Origin of the sequence: Burkholderia sp. Bp8998 (assembly GCF_003854235.1) — a bacterium.
Lineage (GTDB): Bacteria > Pseudomonadota > Gammaproteobacteria > Burkholderiales > Burkholderiaceae > Burkholderia.
The window spans coordinates 145,156-164,327 of sequence record NZ_QTQF01000006.1; the positions used below are offsets into that span (position 1 = coordinate 145,156).

The 19,172-nt window shown below is 66.3% G+C and carries 17 protein-coding genes and 1 tRNA gene; 7 read left to right on the plus strand and 11 right to left on the minus strand.

Annotation, left to right across the window (positions count from 1 at the left end):
* The first annotated feature begins 115 nt into the window (after positions 1-115).
* Positions 116-1,669, plus strand: a complete 1,554-nt coding sequence (locus tag DIE06_RS09490; RefSeq protein WP_124661194.1) for a chloride channel protein — start codon at positions 116-118, stop codon at positions 1,667-1,669.
* Between the two features lie 116 nt (positions 1,670-1,785).
* Here the strand turns inward: DIE06_RS09490 and DIE06_RS09495 are convergent, their stop codons facing one another.
* From DIE06_RS09495 to DIE06_RS09515, 5 genes are all read right to left on the minus strand, one after another.
* Positions 1,786-2,187 carry a YXWGXW repeat-containing protein gene (locus DIE06_RS09495; protein WP_124661195.1) on the minus strand — a complete coding sequence of 134 codons (402 nt, stop codon included), beginning with the start codon at positions 2,185-2,187 and terminating at the stop codon, positions 1,786-1,788.
* 157 nt (positions 2,188-2,344) lie between these two features.
* On the minus strand, positions 2,345-2,599 hold the full coding sequence (minE, locus tag DIE06_RS09500; protein WP_006486661.1) for a cell division topological specificity factor MinE: 255 nt from the start codon (positions 2,597-2,599) through the stop codon (positions 2,345-2,347).
* 12 nt (positions 2,600-2,611) lie between these two features.
* Complete coding sequence (gene minD / locus DIE06_RS09505) at positions 2,612-3,427, minus strand: septum site-determining protein MinD (RefSeq protein WP_124661196.1); 816 nt, start codon at positions 3,425-3,427, stop codon at positions 2,612-2,614.
* Between the two features lie 59 nt (positions 3,428-3,486).
* The gene (minC, locus tag DIE06_RS09510; RefSeq protein ID WP_124661197.1) at positions 3,487-4,251 is read right to left on the minus strand and encodes a septum site-determining protein MinC; all 765 of its coding nucleotides are present in this window, start codon (positions 4,249-4,251) and stop codon (positions 3,487-3,489) included.
* 166 nt (positions 4,252-4,417) lie between these two features.
* Complete coding sequence (locus DIE06_RS09515; protein ID WP_260433576.1) at positions 4,418-5,071, minus strand: GNAT family N-acetyltransferase; 654 nt, start codon at positions 5,069-5,071, stop codon at positions 4,418-4,420.
* 542 nt (positions 5,072-5,613) lie between these two features.
* Between DIE06_RS09515 and DIE06_RS09520 the strand changes: the two genes are divergently transcribed.
* Positions 5,614-6,774 carry an alkane 1-monooxygenase gene (locus DIE06_RS09520; protein ID WP_124661198.1) on the plus strand — a complete coding sequence of 387 codons (1,161 nt, stop codon included), beginning with the start codon at positions 5,614-5,616 and terminating at the stop codon, positions 6,772-6,774.
* Positions 6,775-6,807: 33 nt separating this feature from the next.
* On the opposite strand, the gene DIE06_RS09525 is transcribed toward DIE06_RS09520, so the two are convergent.
* From DIE06_RS09525 to serS, 3 genes are all read right to left on the minus strand, one after another.
* Positions 6,808-8,343 carry a methyl-accepting chemotaxis protein gene (locus DIE06_RS09525; protein WP_124661199.1) on the minus strand — a complete coding sequence of 512 codons (1,536 nt, stop codon included), beginning with the start codon at positions 8,341-8,343 and terminating at the stop codon, positions 6,808-6,810.
* A 288-nt stretch (positions 8,344-8,631) separates the two neighbouring features.
* A tRNA-Ser gene (locus tag DIE06_RS09530) sits at positions 8,632-8,722 on the minus strand.
* Positions 8,723-8,852: 130 nt separating this feature from the next.
* Positions 8,853-10,154, minus strand: coding sequence for a serine--tRNA ligase (gene serS / locus DIE06_RS09535; protein ID WP_124661200.1), 1,302 nt, complete (start codon positions 10,152-10,154; stop codon positions 8,853-8,855).
* A gap of 251 nt (positions 10,155-10,405) precedes the next feature.
* Here serS and DIE06_RS09540 point away from each other — a divergent pair, with 251 nt between their 5' ends.
* On the plus strand, positions 10,406-10,672 hold the full coding sequence (locus tag DIE06_RS09540; protein ID WP_124661201.1) for a DUF2164 domain-containing protein: 267 nt from the start codon (positions 10,406-10,408) through the stop codon (positions 10,670-10,672).
* A gap of 40 nt (positions 10,673-10,712) precedes the next feature.
* Here DIE06_RS09540 and DIE06_RS09545 read toward each other — a convergent pair whose 3' ends face one another.
* The 3 genes from DIE06_RS09545 to DIE06_RS09555 form a co-directional block, all read right to left on the minus strand.
* Entirely contained in the window at positions 10,713-12,023 is a 1,311-nt protein-coding gene (locus DIE06_RS09545; RefSeq protein ID WP_124661202.1) for a replication-associated recombination protein A, read from the minus strand.
* 187 nt (positions 12,024-12,210) lie between these two features.
* A complete protein-coding gene (lolA, locus tag DIE06_RS09550; RefSeq protein ID WP_124613296.1) occupies positions 12,211-12,900 on the minus strand; it encodes an outer membrane lipoprotein chaperone LolA in 690 nt (229 codons plus the stop codon).
* Positions 12,901-12,946: 46 nt separating this feature from the next.
* Positions 12,947-15,256 (minus strand): DNA translocase FtsK, encoded by a 2,310-nt coding sequence (locus tag DIE06_RS09555; protein ID WP_124661203.1) that lies wholly within the window; start codon positions 15,254-15,256, stop codon positions 12,947-12,949.
* Positions 15,257-15,550: 294 nt separating this feature from the next.
* Between DIE06_RS09555 and trxB the strand changes: the two genes are divergently transcribed.
* The 4 genes from trxB to DIE06_RS09575 all read left to right on the plus strand — a co-directional run bounded on the left by trxB (position 15,551) and on the right by DIE06_RS09575 (position 19,098).
* On the plus strand, positions 15,551-16,513 hold the full coding sequence (gene trxB, locus DIE06_RS09560) for a thioredoxin-disulfide reductase (RefSeq protein ID WP_124661204.1): 963 nt from the start codon (positions 15,551-15,553) through the stop codon (positions 16,511-16,513).
* Positions 16,514-16,649: 136 nt separating this feature from the next.
* Positions 16,650-17,429 (plus strand): Smr/MutS family protein, encoded by a 780-nt coding sequence (locus tag DIE06_RS09565; protein WP_124661205.1) that lies wholly within the window; start codon positions 16,650-16,652, stop codon positions 17,427-17,429.
* On the plus strand, positions 17,416-18,039 hold the full coding sequence (locus DIE06_RS09570) for a trimeric intracellular cation channel family protein (protein ID WP_124613300.1): 624 nt from the start codon (positions 17,416-17,418) through the stop codon (positions 18,037-18,039). Before DIE06_RS09565 ends, DIE06_RS09570 begins: the two co-directional genes overlap by 14 nt.
* A 255-nt stretch (positions 18,040-18,294) precedes the next feature.
* Complete coding sequence (locus DIE06_RS09575) at positions 18,295-19,098, plus strand: hypothetical protein (RefSeq protein ID WP_124661206.1); 804 nt, start codon at positions 18,295-18,297, stop codon at positions 19,096-19,098.
* Positions 19,099-19,172: the final 74 nt, after the last annotated feature.

Sequence of the window (19,172 nt, forward strand, 5' to 3'; positions counted from 1 at the left end):
ATTACGCCAACATTACATTTGCAACAAAATGCGACGTTTTTGTGAAGGTTTGTCGAGCCCCGGCCGCATCCGGTTCTTTTTATAATGCGTTCTTTGCCCTCCCGGCCCGCCGCAGATGCAACGCTCCGCCCTCCCCGCCCTGCTTTCCGGGCTGTTTCCCGCCCTCACCCGCCGCTCGCTGCGGATCTGGCGCCAGTACGGCGTGTTCTGGCTCGGCGCGATCGCCGTGGGCCTCGCGGCCGTGCTGTACGCGCGGCTGATCGACTGGGGCTACGACACCTTCCGCACGATGCGCGACCATGCCGCGTGGCTGCCGTTGCTGCTGACGCCATCGATCGCCGCGGCATCGGCGTGGCTCACGCGCCGCTTCTTCCGCGGCGCCGAGGGCAGCGGGATTCCGCAGGTCATTGCGACGCTGCATGCGAGCCCGGGCGCATTCGGCGCGCGGCTGCTGACGCTGCGCATCCTGTTCGGCAAGGTCCTGATCTCGTTCATGGGGATCCTCGGCGGCTTCACGATCGGCCGTGAAGGCCCGACCGTGCAGGTCGGTGCGGCGCTGATGTTCAACCTGCGGCGCTTCTACCCGCGCTCGAACGCGCAGATCGAACGGCAACTCGTGCTCGCCGGCGCGGCGGCCGGCCTGTCGGCCGCGTTCAATACGCCGCTCGCCGGGATCGTGTTCGCGATCGAGGAACTGACCCGCAGCTTCTCCGCCCGCGCAAGCGGCGTGCTGATCACCGCGATCATTCTCGCCGGTGTCGTCGCATTGGGCCTGAACGGCAACTACACGTACTTCGGCACGATCGACGCCGGCCAGCATTTCCCGAAGATGCTTGCCGTCGCCGTGCTCGTCACCGCGCTCGTGACCGGCATCGCGGGCGGCCTCTTCAGCTGGCTGCTGCTCAATACCGGGCGCTGGCTGCCCGCGCGCCTGCTCGCCCTGTATCGCGAGCGCCCGATCGCGTTCGCGGCGCTGTGCGGCTTCGTGATCGCCGTCGTCGGCCTCGTGTCGGGCGGGACGACGTTCGGCAGCGGCTATGCCGAAGCGCGCGGCCTGCTCGACGGCCATGAACAGCTGTCGGTGCTCTATCCGTTCCTGAAGATGGTGTCGATGGTCGCATCTTACCTGCCGGGCATCCCGGGCGGGATTTTCGCGCCGTCGCTGTCGATCGGCGCCGGGTTCGGCAACTTGCTGCACATCGTGTTCGGCGGCATGAGCCTGCCGATGCTGATCGCGCTCGCGATGGTCGGCTACCTCGCGGCAGTCACGCAGTCGCCGATCACGTCATTCGTGATCGTGATGGAGATGATCAACGGCCACGCGCTCGTGATTTCGCTGATGGCGACCGCGCTGGTGTCGAGCCGCATGGCACGCTTCTTCGCGCCGCCGCTCTACGAAACGCTCGCGCAGCGCTATCTCGCGCCACCTGCGGCCGCCGCCGAACCCGCCGCGGCCCCGGCGGCTGCAGCCGGCGTCATCGAGCCGCAGGATGCGGCCGCCACGCCCGCCGATCCACTCGACACGCTGCGCGAACGGGACGGGGGCGAGCCGGAAGCCCCGGCGGCGGGCAACGGCGCCACGCACACGCCGGCGACGCCGCACGACGGCGGACCGTCCGCATCCGGCGCGAGCGGCCCGGCGCAGGCGGGCCCGCGCAACCCTCAGTAGATCACCACCGGTGCGGGCCGATAATAGACAGGCCGGGCTGGTACGACGATACAGCCGGCGAGCGTGATCGCGACGAGCGCGATGGCAATGGCGGTTCGTTGCATCGCGGGCGTCCGTCAGGCCCAGTGGCCGCGGGTCCAGAACCAGTTCGGGCCGCGCTGATCCCAGTGGCCCGGCACCCAGTGCATGCCGATACGCTCGGCTTCCCAGTGGCCGCCGATCCAGACGTAGCGGCCATGATCCCAGCGCCAGTGACCGCGCTCCCATGCGTAACCGACGCGTGCGTCGGGCACGACCTCGTAGCGCACGGGCGGCGGCGCGTTCGGCGCGACGACGACGATTTCCTCGGCGGGCGCGGCCACCGGTTCGGCGACGACCATCCGGCCCGACTGCACCATCACCGGCGTGCCGACGAGGATTTCGTCCGCGCGTGCGGCGAGCGGCGCGACGACGGCTGACAGGCCCGCGGCGAACAGTGCGAGCGAAACGATACGACGTTGAACAGTAGAGACAGCCATCACAACCTCCTGATTAACAAATGACGCGAGCGTCTTCGTTCAATGCGGGAGGTCGACCAACGGCCGACAGGCGCCTTGTTACGGCGAGCCCGAAAGTGCAACAGGGCGTAAGACGCGCACGGCGGCAGGCGCCGCCGTGCGGAGGGACAGCCAACGGTCAGGCTTGCGGGATCTCGATCTTCACTTCGAGGACTTCGAGATCGTCCTGGCGCTCGAGGCTCACGCGAATGTCGTCGTTCGAAATATGGACGTACTTCGAGATGACCGCGACCAGCTCCTTCTGCAGCGCCGGCAGGTAATCGGCCGGCGGCCGGCCGCCGACCCGCTCGTGCGCGATGATGAGCTGCAGGCGCTCCTTCGCGACCGATGCGGACTTCTTCTTCTCGCCGAGGAGAAACGAAAGGATGGACATGGACGGCCTCCGTTACTTGCTGCCGAAGAGGCGCTGCAGCAGGCCCGGCTTCTGGTAATCGGTGAAGCGCAGCGGCTTGTCCTCGCCGAGGAACCGGGCGACGACGTCCTTGTACGCTTCCGCGACATCGGTGCCGTCGATATGCACGGCCGGCAGACCCTGGTTCGATGCGTGCAGCACGGCTTCCGATTCGGGCACCACGCCGATCAGCTTGATGCGCAGGATCTCGCTGATGTCCTCGAGCGACAGCATTTCACCTTCGCTCACGCGCTTCGGGCTGTAACGCGTGATCAGCAGGTGTTCCTTGATCGGATCCTTGCCTTCGGACGCGCGCTTCGTCTTCGACGACAGGATGCCGAGAATGCGGTCCGAGTCGCGCACCGACGACACTTCCGGGTTCGTGACGATCAGCGCTTCGTCCGCGAAATACATCGCGTGCAGCGCGCCCGCCTCGATACCGGCCGGCGAGTCGCAGACGATGTATTCGAAGTCCATCTTGACCAGGTCGTTCAGCACCTTCTCCACGCCGTCACGCGTGAGCGCATCCTTGTCGCGCGTCTGCGACGCCGGCAGGATGAACAGGTTCTCGCACTTCTTGTCCTTGATCAGCGCCTGGTTCAGGTTCGCTTCGCCCTGGATCACGTTGACGAGGTCGTACACCACGCGGCGCTCGCAGCCCATGATCAGGTCGAGGTTGCGCAGGCCGACATCGAAGTCGATCACGGCCGTCTTGTGGCCGCGCAGCGCGAGGCCGGACGCGAAGCTCGCGCTGGTCGTCGTCTTGCCCACGCCGCCCTTGCCCGAAGTCACCACGATGATTTTTGCCATTTACCCAATACCCTGTGTTCGTCAATGAGAGCCGATCGATCCGGAGCGCGCCGCGTGAATCACGTCAGGCGCAGCGGTTCGATCATCAGTTTTTCCTCTTCGAGCCGGATCTGCACCGATTTGCCCAGTATGTCGGCGGGCAACGGGTTCTCGGTCGTTCGATAGATACCCGCGATCGAGATCAGTTCCGGCTCCAGACACGTGCAGAAAATGCGCGCGTCGTGATTGCCGTGCACGCCCGCGAGTGCGCGGCCGCGCAACGGCGCGTAGATGTGGATGTTGCCTTCCGCGATGATCTCGGCGCCGTGACTGACCGGCGCAAGCACCACGAGGTCTCCCTTCGCGTAAATCTGCTGCCCCGAACGCAGCGGCCGATCGATCACCAGCGTCTGGCCGCCCGCCGGAATCGGCGTCGGTGCCTGCTCCGGCGCCGGTTCGGCTGCCGCAGCCGCCGCGGCAACGGCAGCCGCCGGCTCCGCGTCCTCGGCCGGCTTCGCGGCCGACACGCGGCGGTCGCGCGCCTCGAGCAACGGCAGGCCGGCTTCCCCTGCCCAGCCCTGCGTGGCCAGCGCGACGACGCCCACCGGGCGCATCCGCACGTCGTTCAGCATCTGGCGGATGTCGGCGAGCGCGACGCGTTCGCCGTCCGGGAGGCGGCGGACGTCGATCGCGACGACATCATCGGCAAAAAACTCGGGAGTCGCTTCGAAGCGCTTGACCAGTTCGGTACGCAACGCCTCGAGATCGGTCGTCTTCACGGTGAACAGCAACGTATCGACCGATCCGCTGCGCAGCTCGAAGAATGGCGATTTTTTAAGCGACATGGACACTCTGCAAAAAATTTTTGCGTATTTTACAGGCGTCCACGCGTGCAGCCATTATTTTTGGGAAACCGGGCGGCGACGGTCGCGGCGAGCGCGCGACCGGCAAGCGGGCAGTCGGACGGGCAACCGGGCCTTCATCGCGCCGTGCGGCCCGCGCATTCATGCGTCAGGGCGTGTTGAAGTGCGACACGAACAACGATTTCATCGCGCCGGGCATCCGCGCGATCGGCGCGTGCTCGCCCGTGTTGCCGAAACCCGCGCGTTCGTAGAAACGGATCGCGGTGCGGTTCGCATCGGCGATCCATGCGTAGACATCCTGCGCACCGCGTTCGGCCAGCCACGCGGTGGCCGTTTCGAGCAACAGCACGCCGCCGCGCAAGTGGCGGACCGCGTGCGCGACCCACAGCTCGCTGACGAACGCGCGCCGCTCGGGCGTATTGTCGAAATACGCGCCGATCATGCCGGCCGGATGGCCTTCGGTGTACAGCAGGAAAGTCGTCGACTCGTCGGACGCGGCACGCAGCGCGGCGATGGCCGCCGCCGCGTCGGAATCGACGTTCAGCAATTCGGCCTCCGGCGCTTCGCCGGGCGCGTAGGGCTCACGCAGTGATGCGGCGCGGAGTTCGCGATACACGCCGCCCTGGTTGGCAGCGATACGACGAACGGTCAAGGTCGAACTCATGCAGGCACAGCCCCCTTCGGACAGCAAGTTACTAGCTTCAACCGAAAGCGGGGCATGAGTCAAATCGTTATTTTCAAATGGCAGCGCGGATCGAGAGGCAGCAGCTGCCGCGCACGCACGGGTGTGCAGGTGCAGCATCGACGCAGCGATGCGCGACGACGCATGGCAATCGGAACAGCGAAGTCGGACCCGTCGCCCCGCTCGCCTTGTCATGCGCGGTAGTCATGCGACGAAGGTCCGGCGTTTCGCGGCCGCGGTCGTAATGATCCGTAATATATGTACGCGAAAGGGCCGCGCGGCCCCGCGCCGGCGCATCGCATTTATTGCATTGCAACATTTGTTGCGGACCTCGTCGCCGGAGACTCGCTCACGTTGGCTCGCGCATTCATCTGACGAGAACGCCGGTCGCGCGGGCGGATCGGGCCCATGCCGGCCTGTTTCAATCACCGCGGTATCGGCCCTTCCCGACCCGCGTCATGCACGGGCCGCCGTTTGGAGTTGCACGCCTAGCGCCGGGGTTTGGAAAGCGCGCGCGACGGTCGTATAACTGGCACAACCGGACCACCGATCCGGTGCCGCGCGCCCCGCCGCGGACCCACGACGATTCGAACGACGATAAACGCGTCACTCGGCCGCCGCGCCCGCAAACGCAGGAGCCGGCCCAAAAAGGGAGGGAGACAATGGCAATGACCGACGCATCGGCCTCGGGCTGGTCGGATGGCAAGCGTTATCTGTGGCTGCTCGGCGCGGTAACGATCACGCTGCCGATTCTCTCGGCCCGGCTCGCGCTGTCGACAGGCCTTCACGTCTTCTGGTGGTTCGGCCCGCTGTTCGCGTTCGGCGTGATCCCGGTCCTCGACACGCTGATCGGCGACGATCGCGACAATCCGCCCGACGCCGTCGTCCCGCATCTCGAACGTGAGCGCTACTACCGCTACATCGTCTATCTCGCGACGCTGGTCGAATATGTCGCGTTCTTCATGTGCGTGCGGATCGTCGGCACGCATGCGCTCGCGTGGTACGACTACGTCGGCTTCGCGCTGTCGCTCGGTGCCGCGACAGGCATCTCGATCAACACCGCGCACGAACTCGGGCACAAGACCAACCGCTTCGAGCGCTGGCTCGCGAAAGTCACGCTCGCACCGGTCGCGTACGGGCACTTCTTCGTCGAGCACAACCGCGGCCATCACGTGCGCGTCGCGACGGCCGAGGATCCGGCGAGCGCGCGCTACGGCGAATCGTTCTGGGCATTCCTGCCGCGCACGGTGACGGGCAGCATCCGCTCGGCGTGGCGGCTCGAGAAGGCACGCCTCGAGCGGCTCGGGCATTCGCCGTGGACCTGGCGCAACGAGGTGCTGCACGCGTGGGCGATGACCGTCATCGTGTGGGGTATCGCGATCGCGATGGCCGGCAAGGTCGTGATCCCGTTCCTCGTGATCCAGGCCGTGTACGGCGCGTCGCTGCTCGAAGTCGTCAACTACGTCGAGCACTACGGGCTCGGCCGCCGCAAGCTGCCGAGCGGCCGCTACGAACGCTGCACACCGCAGCATTCGTGGAACAGCAATCACGTCGTCACCAACCTGTTCCTGTACCAGTTGCAACGGCACGCCGACCATCACGCGAACCCGACACGCTCGTACCAGGCACTGCGCCACTTCGACGACTCGCCGCAACTGCCGGCCGGCTACGCGACGATGATCCTGTTCGCGTATGTGCCGCCGCTCTGGTATCGCGTGATGAATCCGCGTGTCGTCGCGCACTACGGCGGCGACATGGCGCAATCGAACATCAAGCCGTCGATCCGCGCCCGTGTGCTCGCACAATATTCGGCCGCGGCGTGATACAGGACGGCGTGGTCGCGGTCGGCAATATCGTCACGCCGCCTGCGGCAGCCTGAACACGGCGACCGCGTGCCGCAGCGCGCTCGCCTGCTCGGCCAGCGCCTGCGTCGCGGCCGACGCCTGTTCGACCAGCGCCGCATTGCGCTGTGTCGCTTCATCCATCTGCGTGACCGCGACGTTCACCTGCTGGATGCCGCCGCTCTGCTCCTGCGATGCGGACGAGATCTCGCCGACGATCGACGTGACCCGCTGCACCGCAGCGACGATCTCGTGGATCGATTCGCCCGCGCGGCCGATCAGCACGGCCCCCTCGTCGACCCGCCGCGTCGATCGCTCGATCAGCGCCTTGATCTCCTTCGCAGCGGCCGCGCTGCGCTGCGCGAGCGTGCGCACCTCCGACGCGACGACCGCGAAGCCGCGCCCCTGCTCGCCCGCCCGCGCCGCCTCGACGGCCGCGTTCAGCGCGAGGATGTTGGTCTGGAATGCGATGCCGTCGATGACCGCGATGATCTCGCCGACCTTCGCCGCGCTGGCGGCAATCCCGCTCATCGTGTCGACGGCGTCCGTCATCACGCCGCCGCCCGCGGACGCGATGTCCGATGCGTCCCGTGCCAGTTGCGCCGCGTGCTGCGCATGCTCGGCCGACTGGCGCACGATGCCCGTCAGTTCGGTCATGCTGGCCGCGGTTTCCTCGAGCGACGCAGCCTGGGCCTCGGTGCGCGACGACAGGTCGTGATTGCCCGCTGCGATCTGCGCGCTCGCGGTCGCGACGGCTTCGGCATGCGTACGCACCTCGAGCACGACACCCGACAGGCTCGCCTGCATCGTCTGCAACGCGCGCAGCAGATCGGCGATCTCGTCGCGGCCGGCCGCGTCGACGTCGCGCGTCAGGTCGCCGCCGGCCACCGCCTGTGCGCAGGCAACCGCGCGATCGAGCGGCCGCAGGATCGCGCGGCTGAACAGGAACGCACCGATCATCGCGATGCCGAGCACGATCAGCATCAGCACGACGCTCGCCGTGGTCGCGTGGCTCGCATCGCGGCTCGCTTGCGCCGACACGGCAGCGCTCTCGTCGGCGATCGTCTTCGCCGCGCGCTCGAGCAGCGCGGCGGGCGCCCGATCGACGCCCGCCACGGCCGCATCCCCGGCCGTCGGCTCGAAGCCCGCGGCCTTGAATGCGTCGAACCCGCGCCGGTAGCCGTCGCCCATCGCCGCATGCGCGCGCATGAACTGCTCGACGAGCGTACGGCTCTCGCCGGGCGGCAGTTGGTGCACGAGCTGCGCGGCGAGCGTGTCGACCGTGCGCTCGCGCGTCTGGAATGCCTGCCAGTACTTGTCGAGCTTGTCGGGCTGCTTGCCGCGCAGCAGTGTGTCCTTCCATTCCTGGACCTGCAGCTTGAACTGCACGAGCGTCGCCGACACGAGCCGCTCGTCGGCGACATGGGTCTGCACGTCGTTCGCGAACGTATCGATCGAGCGATTGAGGATGCGGATGCCGTACAGCGCGCCGCAGAACATCAGCAGCAGCGCAACGGCGAATGCGAGGGGAATCTTGTAGCTCAGCTTCATGGGACCTTGAGTCGACGGGAGACGGCGACGGTGCAAAAGGCGCTTGCCGCCGCCCACTGTTAACGGCGCGCGAAGCCAAGGCTGAAGCGGGAAAATGGCGGTGGAGACTCGTGGGACGGCCGCGAAAAAGGTGGCGATCCGGCGACGGTGGGCACCGGGCTGCCGGCAAGCGCATGCAGGCCGTTGCGTGCGCACGGCCGAACACCGGCATCGACGCAGCAACGTTCACGCGCGTGCGAACCAAACGAAAAACCCCGTGATCCTTCCGGATCACGGGGCTTCGTATTTTGGCGGAGAGGGTGGGATTCGAACCCACGGTACGGGGAAACCGTACGCCTGATTTCGAGTCAGGTACATTCGACCACTCTGCCACCTCTCCTTCCTTCCTGCTTCATTTCCCGGTTGGTCGCGTCCGGGAAAGAAAAGATTATAGAACGATCTCTTCGGAACTCACAAGCGTTTTTTGCAAATTTTTTGCGAGCCCTTCGAAGACCGATCGTGGAGCGATCTCACGACACCTGCGCAGGCGCTTCGATTCGCTCCATGCCGCCCATGTACTGACGCAGTGCCTCGGGCACCGTGACCGAACCGTCGGCATTCTGATAGTTCTCCAGCACCGCGACGAGCGTGCGGCCGACGGCGAGGCCGGAGCCGTTCAGCGTATGCACGAGTTCCGGCTTGCCCTGCGCGTTGCGGAAACGTGCCTGCATCCGGCGCGCCTGGAACGCCTCGGTGTTCGAGCAGCTCGAGATCTCGCGATAGGTGTTCTGCGCGGGCAGCCACACTTCGAGGTCGAACGTCTTCGCGGCCGAGAAGCCCATGTCGCCCGTGCACAGCGTGATCACGCGGTACGGCAGGCCGAGCTTCTGCAGGATCGCCTCCGCGTGGCCGACCATCTCGTCGAGTGCCGCGTACGACGCGTCCGGCGCGACGACCTGCACCATCTCGACCTTGTCGAACTGGTGCTGGCGGATCATCCCGCGCGTGTCGCGGCCGTACGAACCGGCTTCCGAGCGGAAACACGGCGAATGCGCGGTCAGCTTGATCGGCAGCGCCGAGCCTTCGACGATCGACTCGCGCACGGTGTTCGTCAGCGAAATCTCGGACGTGGAGATCAGGTACTGCGTGATCGTGTTCTCGGCGCCGCCCTTCTCGACGCGGAACATGTCGTCCGCGAACTTCGGCAGCTGGCCGGTGCCGTACAGGATCTCGGGGTTCACGATGTACGGCGTGTACGTCTCGCTGTAGCCGTGCTGCAGCGTGTGCGTGTCGATCATGAACTGCGCAAGCGCGCGGTGCAGGCGTGCGATCGAGCCGCGCAGCATCGTGAAGCGTGCGCCGGCGAGCTTCGCGCCGGTTTCGAAATCGAGGCCGAGCGGCGTGCCGACGTCGACGTGATCCTTCACCTGGAAGTCGAATTGGCGCGGCGTGCCCCAACGGCGCACTTCGACGTTGTCGGCCTCGTCCTGGCCGACCGGCACGCTTTCGTGCGCGATGTTCGGCATGCCCAGCATCAGGTCGGACAGGCGCGCCTGGATCTCGCCGAGTTTGATCTCCGACGCCTTCATTTCGTCGCCGATCCCGCCGACTTCGGCCATCACGGCCGACGTGTCCTCGCCCTTCCCCTTCATCGCGCCGATCTGCTTCGACAGGCTGTTGCGGCGCGCCTGGAGCTCTTCGGTACGGGTCTGGATCGCGCGGCGTTCCGCTTCGAGGGCGGAGAACGCGGCGACGTCAAGGGTGTAGCCGCGATCGGCGAGGCGCTTCGCGACGCCGTCGAGGTCTTTGCGCAGCAACTGGATGTCGAGCATGGGAGGACTTGGAAAATCGTTGTGTAAGACGGGAATTCTAACGCACCGCGGGGCCGCCACGGCACTGGCCGGATGGACAGTGCCGCAAACGCGCGACGGGCGTGGCAGTATCGCATGGCCTGCCTGCGCGTCGGCAGCCGGCGAAGCGCGTTGCGCAACGCCGCTGCGCAGCGCGCGACAGCCGCCCCGGCCGGGCGTCACGCGGCGGGCAACGCACCCGCCTTCGCATCACCATCACCCGAGGGAACCCGATGACCATCGAACTGGACAAGGATGTCCGCGACCGCGCGATCGCATCGCTGCAACGCTATTTCACAGAAAACATGGACGAGCCGATCGGCAACATCCAGGCCGGTGCGCTGCTGCACTTCTTCGTCGAGGAAATCGCGCCGGCGATCTACAACCTCGCGATCGCCGATGCGCAGGAGCGCCTGCACGCACGGGTCGCCGAGCTCGACATCGAATGCCACGAGGAGCCGTTCGAGTACTGGAAGAAGCAGCCGGGCCGCAAGCGCTGACGCGCCCCTGGCAGCGCCGGCCGCCGGGCCGCGCGGTCGTTCAGTCCTTCTTGCCGGCCTCGCGGTCGAGATCGCGCAGCCACGCGAGCTTGTCGGCGATCTTCGATTCGAGCCCGCGCGGCACCGGCTTGTACCAGCGCGGCTCGCGCATCCCTTCCGGCAGATACGACTCGCCGGCCGCATAGGCGTTCGGCTCGTCGTGCGCGTAGCGATACGCGTGGCCGTAGCCGAGTTCCTTCATCAGCTTGGTCGGCGCATTGCGCAGATGCACGGGCACCTCGCGCGACTTGTCCTGCTTCACGAATGCCATCGCCTGGTTGAACGCGTTGTAGCCCGCGTTGCTCTTCGCCGCGCACGCGAGATAGATCACCGCCTGCCCGAGCGCCAGCTCGCCTTCGGGCGAGCCGAGCCGCTCGTAGGTCTCGGCCGCGTCGTTCGCCACCTGCAGCGCGCGCGGATCGGCGAGGCCGATGTCTTCCCACGCCATCCGTACGATCCGCCGCGCGAGATATTTCGGATCCGCGCCGCCGTCGATCATCCGGCAGAACCAGTACAGCGCGCCGTCCGGGCTCGAGCCGCGCACCGACTTGTGCAGCGCCGAGATCTGGTCGTAGAAATTGTCGCCACCCTTGTCGAAGCGCCGCGTGTTCAGCGTCATCGCGCTGCTGACGAATTCGGCATCGATGGTCGTCACCCGGGCGGACGCGGCGGCCGTCTGCGCCTGCTCGAGCAGGTTCAGGAAGCGCCGCGCGTCGCCGTCCGCATAACCGATGAGCGTATCGATCGCCTTGTCGTCGAACGCGAGGCCGTCGAGCGCGATTTCCTGCGCGCGCTTGAGCAGCTGACGCATCTCGTCGTCGTTCAGTGACTGCAGCACGTACACCTGCGCCCGCGACAGCAACGCCGAGTTGACCTCGAAGCTCGGGTTCTCGGTCGTCGCGCCGATGAAGGTCACGAGCCCCGACTCGACGAACGGCAGCAGCGCGTCCTGCTGCCCCTTGTTGAAGCGGTGGATTTCGTCGACGAACAGGATCGTATGACGGCCGGTGCGATTCAGCGTGTCCTTCGCCTGCTCCATCGACTCGCGGATGTCCTTCACGCCGCCGAGCACCGCGGACAGCGCGATGAACTCGCAGTCGAACGCGAGCGCGGTGAGGCGCGCGAGCGTCGTCTTGCCGACGCCGGGCGGTCCCCACAGAATCATCGAATGCGGCTTGCCGGATTCGAACGCGAGCCGCAGCGGCTTGCCTTCGCCCAGCAGATGCGTCTGGCCGATCACCTCGGCGAGCGTCTTCGGCCGCAGCGCCTCGGCGAGCGGCCGGCGCGGCTCGACTTGAAACAGGTCGGACATGAACCCTCGCTCCAGATCAAACGATGGCGGCCGAACCGGCCGCCGGACCCGACATTATGACAGCCGCGCGACTGCACCGCCGCGCCCGGTGCCCGCGCCCAGTGCCCGCGCCCGGTGCCCGCGCTCGAAAACAACACGGGCCTGCCGTTGCCGGCAGGCCCGTGTCGGGAAAACGGCGTGTTGACGGTCAGCCGTTGATCACGTCCGCGCCCTTCGGCACGACGAACTTGAACGCATCGCCCTTCAGCGGCGGGTTCGTCTGGATGTTCGTGAAAGTGAGCAGTGTGACGTTGCCGAACACGTCGTGCAGCTCCATCGCGGCGAGCGTGCCGTTGCGGAAGCCGATACCGATCCGCTGGAATTGCGTGTCCTGCGCCTTCGGCAGCATCTCGAGCCACTCGATGCCGCCCTTCTCGCCGGCATCGCGCAGCGTGTAGTTCTTGTCGAGATCGTTGCTGCCGAACAGGATCGCGGCCGGGCTCGCGCCCAGCGCGCCGTTCAGCTTGCGCTCGGTGACCTGGTTCAGGTCGCGGTCGTACACGTAGAGCTTGTCGCCGTCAGCCTGCAGCACCTGCTGGTACGGCTTCTGGTACGTCCAGATGAACTTGCCCGGACGCGAGAACACGAACGTGCCGCTCGAATTGTCGTTGGGCTTCGGCGCGGCCTGCGCGGCGCTCGCGCCCTTGGCCGGCGCCTTGACGATCTGCTGCGTGAAATCGCCTTTCGCCGAACGCACCTGCGACACGAAGGCCTTCAGTTGTTCGGTGCCGCCCGCGAACGCGTGCGTCGCCGCGAGCATCAGCGATGCGCCGGCGAACGCCGCGCCGAGCCAGCGCCGCGTCGAACGAAGGGAAGGAACGAACGAAAGTTGCTGCATGATGCGGTTTTCTCCCTGGGTGGCCGGCGCTGCGGGCGCCGCGGACTCATTCCGCGTCGCGCGCCGGCACAAGAATTTCGCGGTTGCCACTCGACGACATCGCCGACACGAGCCCCGACTGTTCCATCTGCTCGAGCAGCCGCGCCGCGCGGTTGTAGCCGATCCGCAGATGACGCTGCACGAGCGAGATCGACGCGCGGCGGTTCTTGATGACGATCTCGACCGCCTGGTCGTACAGCGGATCAGACTCGCCGCCGCCTTCGCCGGTTCCCGCGCCGGCCGAACCCTCGTCGCCGTCGGCGGTGCCGCCTTCGAGCAGCCCTTCGACGTAGTTCGGCTCGCCGTGCTCCTTGAGCTTCTCGACGACGCGATGCACTTCGTCATCGGCGACGAACGCGCCGTGCACGCGCACCGGCAGCCCGGTGCCCGGCGGCAGGTACAGCATGTCGCCCATCCCGAGCAGCGATTCGGCGCCCATCTGGTCGAGAATCGTGCGCGAGTCGATCTTCGACGACACCTGGAACGCGATCCGCGTCGGCACGTTCGCCTTGATCAGGCCGGTAATCACGTCGACCGACGGACGCTGCGTCGCGAGGATCAGGTGGATGCCGGCCGCGCGCGCCTTCTGCGCGATCCGCGCGATCAGTTCCTCGACCTTCTTGCCGACGACCATCATCAGGTCGGCCAGCTCGTCGATCACGACGACGATGTTCGGCAGGCGGCCGAGCGGCTCAGGATCGTCCGGCGTCAGGCTGAACGGATTCGGAAGCTTTTCCTCGCGCTTCGCCGCTTCGTCGATCTTGTTGTTGTAGCCGGCAAGGTTGCGCACGCCGAGCTTGCTCATCAGCTTGTAGCGGCGCTCCATCTCCGCGACGGTCCAGTTCAGCGCATGGCCGGCCTGGCGCATGTCGGTGACGACCGGGCACAGCAGGTGCGGAATGCCTTCGTAGACACTCATTTCGAGCATCTTCGGATCGATCAGGATCAGGCGCACCTGCTCGGCGGTGGCCTTGTACAGCAGCGACAGGATCATCGCGTTGATCCCGACCGACTTGCCGGAACCGGTCGTGCCGGCGACCAGCAGGTGCGGCATTTTCGCCAGATCCGCGCACACCGGCTTGCCGCCGATGTCCTTGCCGAGGCTCAACGTGAGCGCCGACGACGCGGCCGCATAGACTTCCGAACCGATGATCTCGGACAGGTGCACCGTCTGGCGGCGCTGGTTCGGCAGCTCGAGCGCCATGTAGTTCTTGCCGGGGATCGTCTCGACCACGCGGATCGACACGAGCGACAGCGAACGCGCGAGATCCTTCGCGAGGTTGACGATCTGGCTGCCCTTCACGCCGGTGGCCGGCTCGATCTCGTAGCGCGTGACGACCGGGCCCGGATACGCGGCGACGACGCTCGCCTCCACGCCGAAGTCCTTCAGCTTCTTCTCGATCAGGCGCGACGTGAATTCCAGCGTGTCGGCGGAAATCGCTTCCTGCGTCTTCGGCGCGGGATCGAGCAGCGACACCGGCGGCAGCGTCGAATCGCCCGGCAGGTCGGTAAACAGCGGCACCTGGCGCTCGCGCTCGACACGCTCGGACTTCGCCGGCGTGACGACCGGCGGCACGATCGTCACGGGCTCGTGATCCTCGATACGCACGCGCTCCTCTTCGACCTTCCCTTCGCGGCGCACGGCCGCAGCCTCGCCGAGCTTGCGGTCGCGCTCGGCCTCGCGGCGCAGCTTCGCGACGTTGACGGCGGACAGGATCGCGCCGCCGACGCGCTCGGCGACCGACAGCCACGAGAAGCGGAAATACAGCGACAGGCCGATGGCGAGCAGGATCAACAGCAGCAGCGTGCCGCCGGTGAAGCCGAACGCGTGCGACATCGCACCCGCCACGGCCTCGCCGATCACGCCGCCCGGCGCGCGCGGCAGCTGCACCTTCAGCGACCACATCCGCAGCGCCTCGATGCCGTCGCACGCGAGCACGACGAGCACGAACGCGAAGATCTCGGTGAGCCAGCCGATCGGCCGCTCGGGTTCGTCGGCGACCGCCTCGTGACGCGTGATGCGCCGGTAGTTGACCGCGATGCGCCGCCCGAGCGGCACGATCAGCCAGTAGGCCGACAGGCCGAACAGCAGCAGGATGATGTCGGCCGTCCACGCACCGACGCGGCCGGCCCAGTTCGAGATGTGGTCCACCTGCGCGGCGTGCGTCCAGCTCGGATCGCGCCGGCTGTAGCTCAACAGGGCCATCACCAGAAAAGCGCAGAGCGCGACCTGGAGAATCCAGCGGATCTCCGTGAGGAGCTTCGACATCCGGTGCGGCAACGCCTGTGCCTGGGCGGAATAAGGAGCTTTTGCCATGAATCCGTATAAAGAGGACGGGCCGCGCGCCCGCCTGTCGTTCGATCGCGCTTATTGTAAACGCTGCACCGGGGCGTCAAGTGTAAATGACGGTTACATAACAGGGCCGGGGTGCCCGAAGCGGACGCCGGGCAACGCTATCGCGACGATTGAAACTCTCGTTCGGCAGCGCAGCAACGAGGCCTTTATAATGCGCGTCTGATACCCATCTATGACGGCATCCCGGTCAACCCAGACCGTCCGGCGAGCCTTACCCCGCCCGCCGCGGCCGCCTTTTACGGATTCGATTCGCACATGTCCACGCCCAAACACGCCAAAGTCCTGATTCTCGGTTCCGGCCCCGCCGGCTACACGGCTGCCGTCTACGCGGCTCGCGCCAACCTGTCCCCGGTGCTGGTCACCGGCATCGCGCAGGGCGGCCAGCTGATGACCACGACCGACGTCGAAAACTGGCCGGCGGACGCGAAGGGCGTGCAAGGCCCGGAACTGATGGCGCGCTTCCTCGAGCACGCCGAGCGTTTCAACACCGAAATCGTATTCGACCACATCCACACCGCGAAACTGCACGAAAAGCCGATCCGGCTGATCGGCGATTCCGGTGAATACACGTGCGACTCGCTGATCATCGCGACCGGCGCGTCCGCGCAGTATCTCGGCCTGGCTTCCGAGGAAGCGTTCATGGGCAAGGGCGTGTCGGCCTGCGCGACCTGCGACGGCTTCTTCTATCGCAACCAGGAAGTCGCGGTGATCGGCGGCGGCAACACGGCCGTCGAGGAAGCGCTCTACCTGACGGGCATCGCGAAGAAGGTCACGGTGATCCACCGCCGCGACAAGTTCCGCGCCGAGCCGATCCTGATCGACCGCCTGCTCGAGAAGGAAAAGGAAGGCGTCGTCGACATCAAGTGGGATCACGTGCTCGACGAAGTGACGGGCGAGGATTCGGGCGTCACGGGCCTGCGCATCAAGAACGTGAAGACCGGCGAGAAGCAGGACCTCGCCGTGCAGGGCGTGTTCGTCGCGATCGGTCACAAGCCGAACACCGACCTGTTCCAGGGCCAGCTCGAGATGAAGGACGGCTACATCCTGACGAAGAGCGGCCTGCAGGGCAACGCGACGTCGACCAGCGTGCCCGGCGTGTTCGCCGCCGGCGACGTGCAGGACAACGTGTACCGCCAGGCGATCACCAGCGCCGGCACGGGCTGCATGGCCGCGCTCGACGCGCAGCGCTACCTCGAAAGCCTGCACGACAAGAAGTAAGCGTCAAGCCTTCGCGCGACGGGCGCTACAATGGCGTCCGCTGCCGCGAAGCGGGCTTGACCGGAAAGCCGCTGCCGCCGTGCAGCGGCTTTTTTTGTGCCCGCGCGCCCGAACGCGCCTGCCCGGTTACCGAATCATGGCGAAGAACCAGCCCCATCCGAGCGATCCCGCAAAGCGGCAGATCGCCGCCCGTCCCGCGAACCCGGCGCCCGCCGCGCCGCCACCCGCGCCCGACGCAGCCGCGTTGCGCGGCCAGGGCCTGGCCGGCCTCGGCGCCTTGCGCAAGTCGCTGCAACGCGAAGCCGACCGCCGCGAGCGCACTCGCGTCGAAACCGCGAAGGCCACGCGGCAGGCCGAGGCCGACGCGAACCTGTTCCGCAACGAAATCGGCGCGATCCAGCCGCTGAACGCGCCGCCGCGCGCCAAATCCGGCCGCACGCCGCCCGACCCGGTGCCGAAGCAGACGCAGCGCGACGAGGAAGACGTGCTGAACGCGACGCTGTCCGACGAATTCGATCCCGAGACGCTGCTCGACAGCGACGAATCGCTGTACTACCACCGTCCCGGCATCAGCCGCGACATCGTGCGCAAGCTGAGGAGCGGCGCATGGATCGTGCAGGCGCAGCTCGACCTGCACGGGATGCGGCGCGACGAAGCGCGCGACGCGCTTGCGGAGTTCATTCGCGAGGCCGGCAAGAAGGGGCTGCGCTGCCTGCGCGTGATCCACGGCAAGGGGCTCGGCTCGATCGGCAAGGAACCCGTGCTGAAGGGCAAGGTGCGCGCGTGGCTCGTGCAGAAGGAAGAAGTGATCGCGTTCTGCGAGGCACGCAGCCACGACGGCGGCGCGGGCGCGGTGCTCGTGCTGCTGCAGCCGCTGGCGGCGCCCGCCGATCGGGGGCCACGTGCCGCATCCTAGGCTGACGCTCGCGATCGCGATACTGGAGGCGATCGCGACGCTGGCCTTCGCGATTTCGGGCTTCATCGAGGCGCGCAAGAACCGTCTCGACTCGGTTGGCACGTTCGTCGTCGCGCTCGCCACCGCGTTCGGCGGCGGCACGCTGCGCGACATCCTGCTCGAACGCCGGCCGTTCTACTGGGTCGTGCACGACGACTACGTGATCGCGATCTTCGTGCTCGCGCTGTTCGCGCCGTTCGTGCTGCGGATGCTGTCGCGGCTGTCGGCGGAGCGGCTGCTGCTGGTGGCCGACGCGATCGGGCTCGGCATCTTCAGCATCTCGGGCACCGCGATCGCGCTCGATGCCGAGATGCCGCGCTTCATCGCGGTGATGATGGGCGTGATCACGGGCGTGGTCGGCGGGATCGTCCGCGACGTGCTGTGCAACGACATCCCGCTGATCCTGCGCGATTCGCGGCCGTACGCGACCTGCGCGTTCGTCGGCTGCTGGTTCTACCTGCTGCTCGCGTGGCTGCAGTTCGACTCGGTGTACAGCGTGCTGCTCGCGACCGGCTTCATCCTCGTTGCGCGGCTCGCGACGTTCAAGTTCGACGTGCGGTTGCCGCACTGAATCCACGCATCGTCCGAAACACAAGGGGCGGTTGAAACAGCCCCTCGTCGTTGCATGCCGGTGATCCAGGAGCACACGATCTATCGGACACAAATATTTACATTCACCCTTCAATTCGGATAGTGCCGTGCTACGTTCCGCCCGATGACGGCAAACGAGGGACCGGCTTGACTATTTTTTACGCGGTAGTTGAAGACGATCCGTTAGACCGCGGCGGAGACGTACTCGACGGCGGTAAGTGCGGAACGATCATGGGTGAAGACGGCAAACGCCGGAGAATCACGTTCGTCGGACAACGCGCGTAGTGCAACACGTGCGTCGCCGAAGCCTGTCACCGCCCGATTCAAGACATTCTGGAAAACGGTCCGCACATGGACCGATGCCGACATCGCCGAATACCAGCGGGCAGTCCCGCAACTGGCAAGGCAACTGCAGACGAAAACATACTGGGATCGCAACGGCAGCACGCGCGTGAATCGATTTACCTGCGAAGACTTCGCGTTACGGTTGCTTATCCAGTTCGCCGCCCTGCGCGGGTTGCCGCTCAGGTTGACGACCGGCGTACGTAGTTATCGAAACGTGGAAATCTACGGCGAATCAGAACACCAGCGATACGATTCGACGATGTACGGTTCCGCCGCGATGGTGTCATTGACTTTCGGTGCGCCGGACACACCACGCACCGATTCGAATACCGTACAGCTCTCGACACCGGAGTCGCTTCTGCCAGGAGATATGCTCGTACAGGCCAATGATCGCGCAGGCATAGGGCATCACGTCCAATTAGTCACGCGCACCTCGCCTTCGTCCATTTCGATCATGCAAGGAAATTCCAGCGGTGTGATCGTGCGTCCGTTCACGACGATCATGAGGATATTCGGCCGCAACCGTGCAGATCCGCAAAGCGCCAGTTATGCAGGCATGGGGGTCGAAAACGGACACTACACACCCGACGAGGACGGGTGGAACTACAGAAACGAGACGACAGGTGCCGAAGTCAAAGACTTTCTAAAGCAGTTCCAGCTGTATCGCTGGAATTTCGCCGTATTCAATCAGTAAGCCGGGGGCAAGGATGCGCGTGCTCTTTTCGGTAATCGCAGATAGCGATCTGTTCGGCGCACTCGCGACGGTAT

Coding starts and splice junctions, on each gene's coding strand:
- DIE06_RS09490 (WP_124661194.1), top strand. CDS start 116: ATGCAACGCTCCGCCCTCCCCGCCCTGCTTTCCGGGCTGTTTCCCGCC.
- DIE06_RS09495 (WP_124661195.1), bottom strand. CDS start 2,187: ATGGCTGTCTCTACTGTTCAACGTCGTATCGTTTCGCTCGCACTGTTC.
- minE (WP_006486661.1), bottom strand. CDS start 2,599: ATGTCCATCCTTTCGTTTCTCCTCGGCGAGAAGAAGAAGTCCGCATCG.
- minD (WP_124661196.1), bottom strand. CDS start 3,427: ATGGCAAAAATCATCGTGGTGACTTCGGGCAAGGGCGGCGTGGGCAAG.
- minC (WP_124661197.1), bottom strand. CDS start 4,251: ATGTCGCTTAAAAAATCGCCATTCTTCGAGCTGCGCAGCGGATCGGTC.
- DIE06_RS09515 (WP_260433576.1), bottom strand. CDS start 5,071: ATGCTGCACCTGCACACCCGTGCGTGCGCGGCAGCTGCTGCCTCTCGA.
- DIE06_RS09520 (WP_124661198.1), top strand. CDS start 5,614: ATGGCAATGACCGACGCATCGGCCTCGGGCTGGTCGGATGGCAAGCGT.
- DIE06_RS09525 (WP_124661199.1), bottom strand. CDS start 8,343: ATGAAGCTGAGCTACAAGATTCCCCTCGCATTCGCCGTTGCGCTGCTG.
- serS (WP_124661200.1), bottom strand. CDS start 10,154: ATGCTCGACATCCAGTTGCTGCGCAAAGACCTCGACGGCGTCGCGAAG.
- DIE06_RS09540 (WP_124661201.1), top strand. CDS start 10,406: ATGACCATCGAACTGGACAAGGATGTCCGCGACCGCGCGATCGCATCG.
- DIE06_RS09545 (WP_124661202.1), bottom strand. CDS start 12,023: ATGTCCGACCTGTTTCAAGTCGAGCCGCGCCGGCCGCTCGCCGAGGCG.
- lolA (WP_124613296.1), bottom strand. CDS start 12,900: ATGCAGCAACTTTCGTTCGTTCCTTCCCTTCGTTCGACGCGGCGCTGG.
- DIE06_RS09555 (WP_124661203.1), bottom strand. CDS start 15,256: ATGGCAAAAGCTCCTTATTCCGCCCAGGCACAGGCGTTGCCGCACCGG.
- trxB (WP_124661204.1), top strand. CDS start 15,551: ATGTCCACGCCCAAACACGCCAAAGTCCTGATTCTCGGTTCCGGCCCC.
- DIE06_RS09565 (WP_124661205.1), top strand. CDS start 16,650: ATGGCGAAGAACCAGCCCCATCCGAGCGATCCCGCAAAGCGGCAGATC.